A 13407-nucleotide genomic window follows, 5' to 3' on the forward strand; every position below is an offset into this window, starting at 1 on the left:
GACGCGCAGGAAGCATACACGTTAGGGCGTCGGGATATCCGACGACCAACTCGCGGCGAACAAACAAGGGCCTTCAGTCGATGGACATTTTCAGCGCCGCAAGTCTGACGGCCCTTCTCCAGGTCATTGCCATCGATCTTGTGCTTGCCGGCGACAACGCCATCGTCATTGGTCTCGCCGCCGCCGGTCTGCCGATCGAACAGCGCAAAAAGGCCATCCTCATCGGCGTGCTGGCAGCAACGGTGCTGCGCATCTGTTTTGCCGCGGTCACCGTCCAGCTGCTGGCTATCGTCGGCCTGTTGCTCGCCGGCGGTATCCTGCTGTTGTGGGTTTGCTGGAAGATGTACCGCGAACTGCGCACCTCGCATGCCGACGAGCAGAAGGCGACAGAGGCACTGTCCGACTCTGATCTCAACAATGACAGCACAGTGGCTGGCAAGGCGCCGCGCAAGACGCTCGGCCAGGCAGCACTGCAGATCGTCATCGCCGATGTGTCGATGTCGCTCGACAATGTGCTGGCGGTCGCCGGTGCGGCACGCGATCATTTTTCGGTGCTTGTCATCGGCCTCGTGCTGTCGATCGCGTTGATGGGCCTTGCGGCGAGCTTCATCGCCAGGTTGCTGCACCGCTATCGCTGGATTGCCTATATCGGCCTGCTGATCATCCTCTATGTCGCGCTCGACATGGTTTATCGTGGCGCCATGGAAGTCTGGCCACATGTGAATAACGCGGTGAGCTGACGCGGCCTTCTGCATTGCCGTGATCTGGATAAATGTGTTTCGAACGCAATCACCATGCGCTTCGCCGCAGCCTTTGCCCGACCATACCAATGCCGCAATAAGTGTGGTACTGCGCCGCCAATCCTGAAATTCCGGAAAACGCTTCTATGTCCGCCCCTCGCGTCAGTTTCGTCAGCCTTGGATGCCCGAAGGCCCTTGTGGATTCGGAGCGCATCATCACGCGCCTGCGCGCCGAAGGCTACGAGATCGCCCGCAAGCATGACGGCGCCGATCTGGTCGTCGTCAACACCTGCGGGTTCCTCGATTCGGCCCGCGACGAGTCGCTTAACGCCATCGGTTCCGCGCTTTCGGAGAACGGGAGGGTGATCGTCACCGGCTGCCTCGGCGCCGAACCGGACATTATCCGCCAAAAGCACCCCAACGTGCTCGCGATCACCGGGCCGCAAGCCTATGAAAGCGTGATGGCGGCGGTGCATGAGGCGGCACCCCCAAGCCACGACCCCTATATCGACCTGCTGCCGCCGCAGGGCGTCAAGCTCACCCCGCGCCACTATGCCTATCTCAAGATTTCGGAAGGCTGCAACAACCGCTGCACCTTCTGCATCATCCCGGCGCTGCGCGGCGACCTCGTCTCGCGGCCGGCGGCCGACGTGCTGCGCGAGGCCGAGAAGCTGGCCAAGGCCGGCGTCAAGGAAATCCTGGTCATCTCGCAGGATACCAGCGCCTACGGCATCGACATCAAATACCGGACCAGCATGTTCGGCGAGCGCGAAGTGCGGGCAAAGTTCCTCGACCTCTCTGAAGAACTGGGCAAGCTCGGCATCTGGGTGCGCATGCACTATGTCTATCCCTACCCGCATGTCGCGGACGTCATCCCGCTGATGGCAGAGGGGAAGATCCTTCCCTATCTGGACATCCCGTTCCAACACGCCTCGCCGCAAGTGCTGAAGAACATGCGCCGGCCTGCCCATGGCGAAAAGACACTCGACCGCATCCGCGGCTGGCGCGAGATCTGCCCGGATCTGGCTATCCGTTCCACTTTCATCGTCGGCTTTCCCGGCGAGACGGACGACGATTTCGAGATGCTGCTCGATTGGCTGGACGAGGCGAAGATCGACCGCGCCGGCTGTTTCAAATACGAGCCGGTCAGGGGCGCCCGCTCAAATGATCTCGGCCTCGAACAGGTACCGCAGGAGATCAAGGAGGCACGCTGGCACCGCTTCATGCAGCGCCAGCAGAAGATTTCGGCAACGCAGCTCGCCAGGAAGGTCGGCAAGCGCCTGCCGGTGCTGATCGACGAGGCGCATGGCACTTCGGCGAAAGGCCGCACCAAATACGACGCGCCCGAAATCGACGGCTCGGTGCACATCCAGTCGCGGCGGCCGCTGCGCGCCGGCGACATCGTCACTGTCAAGATCGACCGTGCCGACGCCTACGATCTCTATGGCTCGGCCGTCTAAGCGCTACATCAAATAGAAAGAGCGCCTCGCGGCGCCCTCCCTGTTCGATGTTGCTGCCGGTGCTTACTGCGGCAGCTTGTCGTCGACGCCTTTGACATAGAAATTCATGCCGAGCAGCGTGCCGTCGTCGGCGACTTCGCCGTCCTTGAGCCACGGTGTGCCGTCCTGCTTGGCGATCGGCCCGGTGAAGGGGTTCCAGCCGTCGGCTATCTTCTTGGTGGTTGCCTCGGCCATTGCCTTCACATCGTCGGGCATGTTGGTGAACGGAGCCAGCTTGACGGCGCCGTCCTTGATGCCGAGCCAGACATTGTCGGGCTTCCAGGTGCCGTCGAGCGCGGCCTTGACCCGGCTGACATAATACGGACCCCACTCGTCGGTGAGCGAGGTCAGCTGCGCGTGCGGCGCGAACTTGATCATGTCGGAGGACTGGCCAAAGCCGTGCAGCTTACGCTCTTCCGCCACCTGCAGGGCAGCCGTCGAATCGGTATGCTGGACAATGATGTCGGCGCCCTGGTCGAACAGTGCCTTGGCGGCGTCGGCTTCCTTGCCTGGATCGAACCAGGAGTTCACCCAAACGATCTTTGCCTTGAAATTCGGATTGATCGATTGCGCGCCGAGCATGAAGGAATTGATGCCCATCACCACTTCGGGGATCGGGAAGGAAACGATGTAGCCGGCAACGCCGGACTTCGATTCCTTGGCAGCGATCTGACCAAGCACGTAGCGGCCTTCATAGAAACGCGCATTGTAGATGCCGAGATTGTCGGCCGTCTTGTAGCCGGTCGCATGCTCGAACATCACCTTGGGGAACTTCTTGGCGATCTTCACTTCAGGATCCATGAAGCCGAAGGACGTGCCGAAGATGATCTTGCATCCCTCGCGCGCCAGACGTTCGAAAGCGCGATCGGCGTCGGGACCCTCGGAGACATTCTCGAGGTAGGCGGTCTCGACCTTGTCGCCAAGTTCCTTTTCCACCTGCAGGCGGCCCTGATCGTGCTGGTAGGAGTAGCCGAAGTCGCCGATCGGGCCGGTGTAGACCCAGCAGGCCTTCAGTTTGTCCGCCGCCTCGGCGGTCACTGCCACTGACAACGCGGCCGTCGTGGTCATCAGGGCAATAAGCAGTTTTTTCATTGTGTTACCTCTCTGTGTTAGCCTCGGAGCTTCCCATCTTTTTATCGTCAACGATCCGGAACAAATGGCTGCCCCAACGAGGCCGGCGTGTTCATCATCGTCAGACGCTTATTGCGCGAGATTAGAACGAGAACCACAATGGTTGCCAGATAGGGCAGCGAAGAAAGCATCTGCGAGGGGACCGGAATGCCAAATGCCTGTGCATGAAGCTGGCCGATCCAGACCGCGCCGAAGATATAGGCGCCGGCCAGCACTCGCCACGGCCGCCAGGAGGCGAACACGACCAATGCCAGCGCGATCCAGCCGCGGCCGGCGGTCATGTTCTCCACCCATTGCGGTGTGTAGACCAGCGACAGGTGACCGCCGGCGAGACCGGCGCAGGCGCCGCCGAAGACAACCGAGAGATAGCGATAGCGGATGACCTGGATGCCAAGCGCATGGGCGGAACTGTGGCTGTCGCCTATTGAGCGCAAGGTGAGTCCTTTGCGGGTCTTGAATAGGAACCACATGACGGCGGCGGTCAGCGCGATCGAGATATAGAAGATCGGGTCCTGACCGAACAGCAGCCTGCCGACGACCGGGATCGAGGTCAGACCGGGAATGTCGAGGTTGGGCAGTCTTTGGCCGGGCTGACCGACAAAGTTGGTTCCCATCATGCCGGACAGGCCGAGGCCGAGTAGCGTCAGCGACAGGCCGGTCGCCACCTGGTTGGTGGCCAGCGATAGCGTCATGATGGCAAACAGCAGCGAGAACAGTGCGCCCATGGCGATCGCCGCCAGGAGGCCGATCCAGGGCGATCCCGTGAGGTAGCCAGCGCCGAAGCCGCCGACCGCGCCCATGATCATCATACCTTCGACGCCGAGATTGAGCACGCCGGAACGCTCGACCACCAGTTCGCCGATCGCCGCAATGAGCAGCGGCGTTGCTGCCGTTGCGACGGTCAAAAGGATGTTGACGGTGATGTCCATCAGCGAGCCTCCTCCAGCTTCGGCGCGGTTTCAAGTTTCGGTGCAGCTAAACCGATCAGGCGAATGCGGTAATGAATGAGCGTGTCGCAGCCAAGCACGAAGAACAGCAGCATGCCCTGGAACACGCGCGCCACCTTGTCGGAGATGCCGAGTGCGCTTTGCACCGCCTCACCGCCGAGATAGGTCAGTGCCAACACCAGGCCGGCGGCGACGATGCCAAGCGGGTTGAGCCGGCCGAGGAACGCCACGATGATGGCGGTGAAACCATAACCGGGCGAAATCACCGGCTGCAGTTGCCCGATAGCGCCAGAGACTTCGGAGATGCCGGCAAGCCCGGCCAACGCACCGGACAGCAGGAAGGCGAAGAAAACCATGCGGTTGAGGCCGAAGCCCGCGAAGCGCCCTGCCCTCGGGCTCGAACCGAGGACACGGACCTCGAAACCCTTCAGCATGCGGCTCATCAGAATCCAGATCAGCACCGCGGCGACCAATGCGAAAACGAAACCCCAGTTGGCACGGCCGGATTCCGGCATCAGTTCCGGCAGTATGGCGGACTCGTTGAACTGAATCGTTTGCGGGAAATTGAAGCCCTTGGGATCGCGCCAAGGCCCGCGCACCAGCCAGTCGAGGAAGAGTTGAGCGACATAGACCAGCATCAGGCTGGTCAGGATCTCGTTGGTGTTGAAACGCGTCTTGAGCAAGGCCGGAATGGCGGCATAGGCAGCGCCGCCGACCATGCCGAGCAGCAGCATCAGCGGCAGCACCAGCGGACCTTCGAACTGCGGAAACAGCACCGGGATAATCGAGCCGACGATGCCGCCGAGGATGAACTGGCCTTCGGCGCCGATGTTCCAGATATTGGCCTTGTAGCAGACCGACAGGCCGACCGCGATCAGGATGAGTGGTGCTGCCTTGATCGCCAGCTCATGCAGCTGCCAGACCTGGCTGATCGGCTCGATGAAGTAAATCTGGAATGCATTCAACGGGTTGACGCCAAGCAGCGCGAACATGATGGCGCCCGCAATCATCGTCAAGACGAATGCAATGAAAGGCGACAGCGCTGAGAAAAGCATCGAGCGCTGTGGGCGTTTGACGAGTTCGAGGCGCATCATGCCGTCTCCAGAGTGTGTTCGGCGTGGCCGGGCTCGGCACCGCCCATCAGCAGTCCGATCCTTTCAAAGGTGGCTTCGGCGATGGGCAGAGGCTTGGACAATTCGCCATTGTGCATCACGGCGATCGCATCCGATATCTCGAACAGTTCGTCGAGGTCCTGGCTGATGACCAGAACTGCCGAGCCGCTGCGCGCCAGTTCGATCAGCGCCTGGCGGATGTGGGCGGCGGCGCCGGCGTCGACGCCCCAGGTCGGCTGGTTGACCACCATGACATCAGGCCTGCGGTCGAGCTCGCGGCCGACGATGAATTTCTGCAGATTGCCGCCCGAAAGCGCGGCGGCTTCCGGGTCGGGCGCACTTTTGCGCACGTCCATGGCATTGATGATGCGCTGGGCAGCACTGTAGATCGCGCCGCCTTTGACCATTCCGCCGGCGCCGACGAAGACCTTGCCGTCGGTGGCGTGGCGCGACAAAAGCAGGTTTTCGGAAAGCTTCATGCGCGGCGCGGCACCGTGGCCGAGCCGTTCTTCCGGCACGAAGGCAGCACCCATCAGCCGCCTGCCGGTGATGGTGAGGCCACCGGCGTCCTTGCCGCGGATGCGCACCGAGGCTGCATCGTGCTGCAGCACCTCGCCAGAAACGGATTCGAAGAACTCGCCCTGGCCGTTGCCGGCGACGCCTGCAATGCCGATCACCTCGCCGGCGCGCACATTCAGATTGATGTTCCTGAGCGGGATCGAGAACGGCGTTGCCGGCTTGCGGGTGAGCGCGCGGATTTCAAGCAGCGACGGCGCGGTCTCGATACCCTCGGCCGGCGCGCGCACCACGGCCTGCACCTCGTTGCCAACCATCATGCGCGCCAGCGATGCAGCCGTTTCCTTGCGTGGATTGCAATGGCCGACCACCTTGCCGTGGCGCAGTACGGTGGCGCGGTCGCAGATGCGCTTGACCTCTTCCAGCCGGTGCGAAATGTAGAGAATGGATTTGCCTTCCGCCCGCAACCGTTCGAGCGTCTCGAAAAGCTTGTCGGCTTCCTGCGGCGTCAGCACCGAAGTCGGCTCGTCGAGGATGACGAGCTGCGGCGTCTGCAACAGGCAGCGGATGATCTCGATGCGCTGGCGTTCGCCGACCGACAGGTCGCCAACCAATGACTCCGGATCGAGCGGCAGGCCGTAGCTGTAGGAAAGCGCCCTCGCCTTGGCGGCAATGGTGCCAATCGGCGAGCCGTCGTCCAGCGACAGCGCGATGTTCTCGGCCGCCGTCAGCGCCTCGAACAGCGAAAAATGCTGGAAGACCATGCCGATGCCGAGTTTCTTCGCGACACCCGGGCTGGTGATCCTGACCGCCTGACCGTTCCAGAAAATCTCGCCTGAATTGGGCTCCAGCGATCCGAACAGCATTTTGACGAGCGTCGACTTGCCGGCGCCGTTCTCGCCGAGCAGCGCGTGAATCTCGCCCCTGGCGATGTTGAGATCGACATGGTCGCACGCCGTTAGCGTGCCGAATACCTTGGTTAGACCACGAACCTCAAGCAGGTTCGCACCGTCCTGATTTGCACTCACAGTGCCTCCCATCTGGTTTGCCAGATATGTTCTGTGTTCCCGCAAGCATGCTATGCGCGGCCGGCTCTCGTCGGAAAGCGGCACACGACTTGAAAGAGCTTCAAGAATTTCAGCGGAAACCTAACGCATCGGCCCGAAAATCGAAATCGATTTTCGGAAAGCACGATGCGTAGATTCAAAATTTAGAGCGTACTTTTATCCATCCAACTGGACGCACGTCGCTCTAAGGGATAGCAGGGCTCAAGTAGTGGCAAGGGTCAGGGGACAAGAATGGTTGTCCCGGTTGTCCTGCGGCCTTCGAGGTCGGAATGAGCTCTGCCGGCCTCCTTGAGCGCATAGCGCTGATTGATCTTGATCTTGACGGCACCGCTGAGCACGACATCGAACAGTGCTGCGGCGGAAGCTTCGAGGTCTTCACGTTTGGCGTTGTAAACGAACAGGGTCGGCCGCGTGGCGAACAACGAGCCCTTTTGCGCCAGCAACGACATGCTGAATGGCGGGACCGGCCCTGACGATTGACCGAAGCTGACGAACATGCCGAGCGATTTCAGGCAGTCGAGCGAGGCCGGGAAGGTGTCGTTGCCGACTGAATCATAGACGACGTCGCACTTCTTGCCGCCGGTAATGGCGGCGACGCCGGCGACGAAATCCTGTTCGCGATAGTTGATGACGTGGTCGAAGCCGTGCGCCTTGGCGAGCTCGATCTTGTCGGTGGAACCCGCGGTGCCGATCACCGTCGCGCCGAGATGCTTGGCCCATTGGCCGAGGATCAGCCCGACGCCGCCGGCGGCGGCGTGGAACAGGATCGTGTCGCCAGCCTTCACCTTGAAGGTGCGGCGCAGCAGATACTCCGCCGTGGTGCCCTTCAGCATCATGGCCGCCGCCTGCTCATCGCTGATGCCGTCCGGCACCTTCACCACGCGGTCGGCGGCGATCACGCGCTGTTCGGCATAGGCGCCGGTCGTCACCGCATAGGCGATGCGATCCCCCGGCTTCAGCCAGTCGATGTCCGCGCCCACTTCCATGATTACCCCGGCCGCCTCGCCGCCGGGGATCAGCGGGAACCCACCCGGCGGCGGATAAACGCCCGAGCGATAGTAGATATCGATGAAGTTGAGGCCGATCGCGCTATGTCTGACCAGGATTTGCCCCGAGCCGGGTTGTCCCGGCTCGGCGTCCTCATAGGTCAGAACCTCCGGACCGCCATGGGCGTGGATACGGATCGCTTTGGACATTGATCAATTTCTCTTCGGGTCAGGCTTTTTCTTGGAATCTGGCTTGGCGCCGAGATTTGGAAAGAACTGCATGATACCGCCGATGCAAGCGAGGTAAAGTCCGGTGACTGTGATGCCGATCTTGGTGAAGATACTCACCTGCTCGCCCAACACGCCGATCTGGTCATAGAAAGCGGCAAGAGCTGCCTGCGCCAGCGCCAGCGCGCCGAAGGCGCACCAGAGCAATGTCACCGCAAGGTTGATGCGGCGCAGCCGCACCACCCGCACCGGATGGATGAAATTGATCGGCACGAACGTCAGAATGGCGGCCGCTACGACGACGGCGAAGGAAACCCATTGACCCGGTTCGATAACGAACAGGGTGAACACCACCATATTCCAGACCACAGGGAAGCCCTTGAAGAAGTTCTCCTTCGTCTTCATGCCGGTGTCGGCGTAATAGATCGCACTCGATACGACGATGATGGCCGCTGACAGGAACGACAGTCGCTCGCCCATGAAGCCGCGCTGATAGAGCGCGAAGGCCGGGATCAGCACATAGGTGACATAGTCGATGATGTTGTCGAGCAGTTCGCCCGACCATGTCGGCAGGATCTCCTTGACCTCGAGCTTTCTGGCGATTGGGCCGTCGATGCCGTCAACGAACAGCGCCAGCCCCAGCCACCAGAACATCGCCGTCCAGCGCTGCTCGCTCGCTGCTACCAGCGACAGGAACGCCAGGAACGAACCCGACGCAGTCAGGAGATGGACCGAAAACGCGCGCGCCTGCGGCCAGGTGACTTTCTTCTTCGGCCTCGGAATCCGGTCGGCGATCTTCCTGGCCGTTGTCTTCTTGCTCACGGGCCTCGCCAGTCCAGCTTGCAGATTTCGGCCGAGCGGCCGGCAAAGTTCCAGTTGCGGCCGAAAGCCCGCATTTTGCTCTTGTCGGACCTGGCCACGATGATTTCCGGTGCGATCCAGTATTCCGAATTGCTGATCACCGTATCCTTCTCGCGATCCTTGCCGGGGATGGGCGTCACCGCCCCATCGATGATCTTCGGTATCTGAAAGATACGCGTCTTGTCGCGCGTCTCATAGGTGACCGGCACCTGCTCGACGCCGAGGAATTTGCCGACGAGGATGGAGAGCAGCGAAGTGGTTCCGCCGGCCTTGCCGGAGAAGATCTTCGTCAGTCCCTTCACCGCATAGATAGAGGCACGGTTGTCGATGAACAGGCCGGCGGTCCAGTTGCCGCGGCTCATGTAACCGGGGATTTCCATGACCAGCCCCAGATTGAGACCAGACAGGTCGACCTCGCCGAAATGGCCGGCGTCGATGCGGAATCCCGCCCAGGTCTGGCAATAGCCCTCGGTCGGCGGATGACTACCGAGCGACAGCACGCACGGGCAAAAAACCGTGCAATTGCAGGAGAGTACGAGCTCCCCTTTCATTGCCCAGCCTTGATCCATCATCGAATTCTCTCCCCCTCATGCCGAGACTACTAGCAGGGCGGTTGCCCATACAAGCAGTATCGCACCGGCGAGCCGGGTTGGCAGCCTGCCCGCCGTTTGTTTTTCGATCAGGGCGAACAGTCCGATCAACGCCATCCAGAAGACGTTCATTGCACCAACGGCGAACATCACCAGCATCAACGCCCAGCAACAGCCGAGGCACCAGACGCCTAGCTCCAGGCCAAGCCGGAAAATGCGGACCGGCCTGGCGCTCCAGTTCGAGAACAGGATCGAAAACGGATTTCTGCACTTTGTCAGGCAGGCCTCCTTCAGACTGCTGAACTGGTAAAGGCCGGCAACCAACAGCGCGGCTGCTCCCGAAAATCCAACCGCCGGATCGAGCATCTGCCCGGAAGGGGCGACTGCATGGATGCCAAGTGTCAGCGTCGCGAACAGCGTCGAGGCGGCCAACCATACGCCGAGGTAGCCAGCGACCAGAATGAGCGGATGGACGACGGGCTCGCCCTTGATCCTGGCTGTATCGGCAATCTCGCAATAGGCGCGGATCATCGGCGCCGCGGAAGGCAGCATTGTCGCGACCGCCATCAGGAACCACATCGCGATGAGCGCCAGGGCCTGTGCGCCGATAGCTCCGTCGAGCGACGCTGGCGCTAGGCACAGAGCGAAGAATCGGTCGAGAAAATCCGGCAGCGGCAAATGCGGCAGATATCTGAGCATCGGATCGCCCGGCGCATCGACGCCGGGAATGCGGCTTTCAGCGCCGCGAACTGCCATCGCGCCGAGAATGAGCCAGGCAAGCAGGATGCCCGTGCCCAAGGTGACGTTCATCGCCAGTCGAGGGCGGTGTGCGATGCCTGCCATGACACGGCCGGCTCGATCGAGGTGGCTGAAGTCATGTGCGTTGCCGGTCATGGCAATCGAGATGGGCCGAATCTCTGCGTTGATCAAGCCGCATGATCTGACCTATATGCTTATATACTGGCAGGTCGGACGGACCGCCCTGCCTAGGAAGCCGGAAGCTGACGTTGGAGCATCAGGAGACAGCGCGGATATTGGTTGCCGGCAGCGGCCCGGCAGGGCTGATCTCGGCGCTCGATTTTGCTGATGCCGGCTTTGCCGTGACGCTGGTCGGACCTGAGGCAAATGACCAGGACGGGCGCACTACCGCGGTGATGAACCCTGCGCTCAAAATCCTCGAGCGCCTGGGCGTGCTTGACGACCTCAAGCCCAAGGCCGCGCCGCTGAAGGTGATGCGCATCGTCGACGCAACCAGCAGGCTGATCCGCAGCCCGGTGGTTACCTTTCGCGCCACAGAAATCGGCGAGGAGCAGTTCGGGCTGAATCTGCCCAACAGCGCCCTTAATCCGACGCTTGCCAAGGCTGTTGCCGCGCGTTCCGGAATCGAATGGCGAAAGTCGATGGTGGAGAACTGGCGGCTCGACGCCGACCACGCCCATGCCACCCTCGCCGATGGCAGCGAGGTCACCGCGTCGCTGGCGGTCGCTGCCGACGGCCGCCTGTCGCCGGCGCGTGCGGCGGCGGGTATACCGGCATCCGTGCGATCGTATCCGCAGTCGGCGCTTGTTCTCAACTTCAGCCACCGCCGCGATCATAGCTTCACCTCGACCGAATTCCACACCGAGACTGGTCCGTTCACTCAGGTCCCACTGCCCGGCAACCGCTCCAGCCTTGTCTGGGTGGTAAAGCCGGAGACGGCCAGGGAACTCGCTGCGCTCGACGATGCCACGCTTTCGATGCGGGTCGAACAACAGATGCAATCGATGCTGGGCCGGGTATCCGTCGAACCCGGCAGGCAGATCTACCCGCTTTCGGCGGCGTCGCCCGGGCGCTTCGCACTGAACCGGGTGGCGCTTGTCGGCGAAGCCGCGCATGTGTTTCCACCGATCGGCGCCCAAGGTCTCAACCTTGGCATCAGGGATATCGACGATCTGATTGGAATCGCTAGCGAAAACCGTTCTGATCCGGGCTCCAGGAAGAGCCTTGCGGCTTACGACATCAGGCGGCGGCCCGACATATTGGCGCGCAGCAGCGCCGTCAATCTGCTCAACATGTCGCTGCTGTCCGACATGCTGCCGGCACAGATGGCGCGCAGCGCAGGCCTTAGCGTGCTCGGCAGTTTCGCGCCGCTGCGCGCTTTCTTCATGCGCGAGGGGCTTCGACCCGGCAGCGGCTTTGAAGCGCTTGCCGGCGGTCTGCGAAGATCCGCCCGGCGGTAGAAGTTCCACACCAAAACTGCCCCTTGCGCAACTTGACGAGGCGTCAAGTGCTTCGGCATTGAATTGACGTGCCGTCTGCGCCAAATAGTCACCAACCCTAAAGTCGGGCTCGATTTTCGATTGCAGGACGCATAAATTTGAAGTCTTGGAGCGTTCGCATATCCCAAAGACTTGCGGCGCTCTGAGAACTTAAGTTGGTGAGTACTATGAAAACAGCCAAATTCTCGATCGGACAGGTGGTCCGCCACCGGCTGTTTCCATTCCGCGGTGTCATCTTCGATGTCGACCCGCAATTCGCCAACAGCGAAGAATGGTACGAGGCGATACCCGCGGATGTGCGGCCGCGCAAGGACCAGCCCTTCTACCACCTGCTCGCCGAGAATTCGGAAACCGAATATATCGCCTATGTATCCGAGCAGAACCTGCTCGAGGATCAGTCGGGCGAACCGGTCCGGCATCCGCAGATCGGCGAGATGTTCGACAAGCGGCCTGACGGGCGCTACGAGCCGAAACGTCATTCCAAACACTGACCAACGCGTCGCATCTGAAAACCGTTGCGCACCCTCGGATCAGGCGCGAGGGCAGGCTCTTTGGGCGACATACACTGCAGAGACGAGACACGACCGGAACGAAAAAAGCGGGGCATGACCCCGCTTTTTTCTCAAGTCTGGAAATTGCCTCGGCCGATTAGTTGGCGGTCTTGGCCTTATCCTGCTCTTCCTTGAGCTTTTTGGCGAAGTCCTGATTGTTCTTGGCAACAAAGTCCTGAAGCTTCTTCTGCCGGTCCTCGATGTCCGACTGCTGCAGCGGCGGGCCGTCGAAGGCGCCGCTGAAGCCGGTCAAGGCAACCTTGATCGGGTTCGGCTGATTCTGGAAATTGACCGAGGTGAGCGTCAGCGACGAACCCTTCTTGAAGGACGCGACGAGCTGATCGGTCAACGGCACTTCGGCAACACAGCGGTCGGGGAAGCAGATCACGTAGTCGAGCTTCTGCGCCTTGCCGGCGTCGATCTGGAGGCCGATGCCGGGAGGAACCAGTCGGCCGGTCGGAACCGTCACCTGGAATACCTTGCGGTTCACTTTGCCCTTCAACTCGATCAGGCTGATGCCGGTGATGAGCTGGCCGTTGCCGGCTGTGGTGATGTTCTGGACATTGCAGATGTCGACATCTTCCTGCTTGGTGCAAGCCTTGAACCAGCCCTGCGGAATCTGCTGTTGCTGCTGCGCAGAAGCAGCGGGAAGCCCGGCGCCCAGAAAGCCGACCACGCCAGCGGCCATGACCGAAAGGCGGTACGCGTTGCTGTTCAGGCTCGTCATATCGTGCATTTCCTCTCAAATGATCCGGGGAACCGGCTTCTTCGTGCCGTAAGGTACAGCTACCTGTTGCCGAAATGAGGCAACAGAATGACTTCGGACGGCGTGTTACACTGCTAACGAAGCCGAATCCAGCCCGGTGGGCGCAATTCTTAAGTGGCTGAACGCCTGATCAAAGCACGACCGCATGCTACGGT

13 protein-coding genes are annotated in these 13407 nt (G+C 61.3%); 4 read left to right on the plus strand and 9 right to left on the minus strand.

Features of this window, described 5'->3' with window-relative positions; genetic code table 11:
• Nucleotides 1–80: 80 nt before the first annotated feature.
• Both EN859_RS00785 and rimO read left to right on the plus strand, forming a co-directional pair.
• Nucleotides 81–740 (plus strand): TerC family protein, encoded by a 660-nt coding sequence (locus tag EN859_RS00785; RefSeq protein ID WP_127851939.1) that lies wholly within the window; start codon nucleotides 81–83, stop codon nucleotides 738–740.
• A gap of 146 nt (nucleotides 741–886) precedes the next feature.
• Nucleotides 887–2200: a 30S ribosomal protein S12 methylthiotransferase RimO gene (gene rimO, locus EN859_RS00790; RefSeq protein ID WP_127851940.1), complete on the plus strand. Its 1314-nt coding sequence runs from the start codon at nucleotides 887–889 to the stop codon at nucleotides 2198–2200.
• Between the two features lie 63 nt (nucleotides 2201–2263).
• Here rimO and EN859_RS00795 read toward each other — a convergent pair whose 3' ends face one another.
• The 8 genes from EN859_RS00795 to EN859_RS00830 all read right to left on the minus strand — a co-directional run bounded on the left by EN859_RS00795 (nucleotide 2264) and on the right by EN859_RS00830 (nucleotide 10571).
• On the minus strand, nucleotides 2264–3331 hold the full coding sequence (locus EN859_RS00795) for a BMP family ABC transporter substrate-binding protein (protein WP_127851941.1): 1068 nt from the start codon (nucleotides 3329–3331) through the stop codon (nucleotides 2264–2266).
• A 47-nt stretch (nucleotides 3332–3378) separates the two neighbouring features.
• Nucleotides 3379–4299, minus strand: coding sequence for an ABC transporter permease (locus EN859_RS00800; protein WP_127851942.1), 921 nt, complete (start codon nucleotides 4297–4299; stop codon nucleotides 3379–3381).
• On the minus strand, nucleotides 4299–5411 hold the full coding sequence (locus tag EN859_RS00805) for an ABC transporter permease (protein ID WP_127851943.1): 1113 nt from the start codon (nucleotides 5409–5411) through the stop codon (nucleotides 4299–4301). Before EN859_RS00805 ends, EN859_RS00800 begins: the two co-directional genes overlap by 1 nt.
• Complete coding sequence (locus EN859_RS00810; RefSeq protein WP_189501601.1) at nucleotides 5408–6985, minus strand: ABC transporter ATP-binding protein; 1578 nt, start codon at nucleotides 6983–6985, stop codon at nucleotides 5408–5410. The genes EN859_RS00805 and EN859_RS00810 overlap by 4 nt, the downstream gene beginning before the upstream one ends.
• Nucleotides 6986–7230: 245 nt before the next feature.
• Nucleotides 7231–8208: a quinone oxidoreductase gene (locus tag EN859_RS00815; protein WP_127851945.1), complete on the minus strand. Its 978-nt coding sequence runs from the start codon at nucleotides 8206–8208 to the stop codon at nucleotides 7231–7233.
• Between the two features lie 3 nt (nucleotides 8209–8211).
• A complete protein-coding gene (gene pcsA / locus EN859_RS00820) occupies nucleotides 8212–9048 on the minus strand; it encodes a phosphatidylcholine synthase (RefSeq protein ID WP_189501603.1) in 837 nt (278 codons plus the stop codon).
• A complete protein-coding gene (locus EN859_RS00825; protein WP_127851947.1) occupies nucleotides 9045–9659 on the minus strand; it encodes a DUF1326 domain-containing protein in 615 nt (204 codons plus the stop codon). Before EN859_RS00825 ends, pcsA begins: the two co-directional genes overlap by 4 nt.
• A gap of 15 nt (nucleotides 9660–9674) precedes the next feature.
• Nucleotides 9675–10571 (minus strand): DUF2182 domain-containing protein, encoded by an 897-nt coding sequence (locus EN859_RS00830; protein WP_127851948.1) that lies wholly within the window; start codon nucleotides 10569–10571, stop codon nucleotides 9675–9677.
• Nucleotides 10572–10684: 113 nt separating this feature from the next.
• Here EN859_RS00830 and EN859_RS00835 point away from each other — a divergent pair, with 113 nt between their 5' ends.
• The gene (locus tag EN859_RS00835) at nucleotides 10685–11896 is read left to right on the plus strand and encodes a UbiH/UbiF family hydroxylase (RefSeq protein WP_127851949.1); all 1212 of its coding nucleotides are present in this window, start codon (nucleotides 10685–10687) and stop codon (nucleotides 11894–11896) included.
• 206 nt (nucleotides 11897–12102) lie between these two features.
• Nucleotides 12103–12426: a heat shock protein HspQ gene (gene hspQ, locus EN859_RS00840; RefSeq protein WP_189501604.1), complete on the plus strand. Its 324-nt coding sequence runs from the start codon at nucleotides 12103–12105 to the stop codon at nucleotides 12424–12426.
• Nucleotides 12427–12583: 157 nt separating this feature from the next.
• Here hspQ and EN859_RS00845 read toward each other — a convergent pair whose 3' ends face one another.
• Complete coding sequence (locus tag EN859_RS00845) at nucleotides 12584–13213, minus strand: invasion associated locus B family protein (protein ID WP_127851951.1); 630 nt, start codon at nucleotides 13211–13213, stop codon at nucleotides 12584–12586.
• Between the last annotated feature and the right edge of the window lie 194 nt (nucleotides 13214–13407).

Origin of the sequence: Mesorhizobium sp. M00.F.Ca.ET.216.01.1.1 (assembly GCF_004010325.2) — a bacterium.
In the GTDB taxonomy this organism is placed as follows: Bacteria; Pseudomonadota; Alphaproteobacteria; order Rhizobiales; family Rhizobiaceae; genus Mesorhizobium.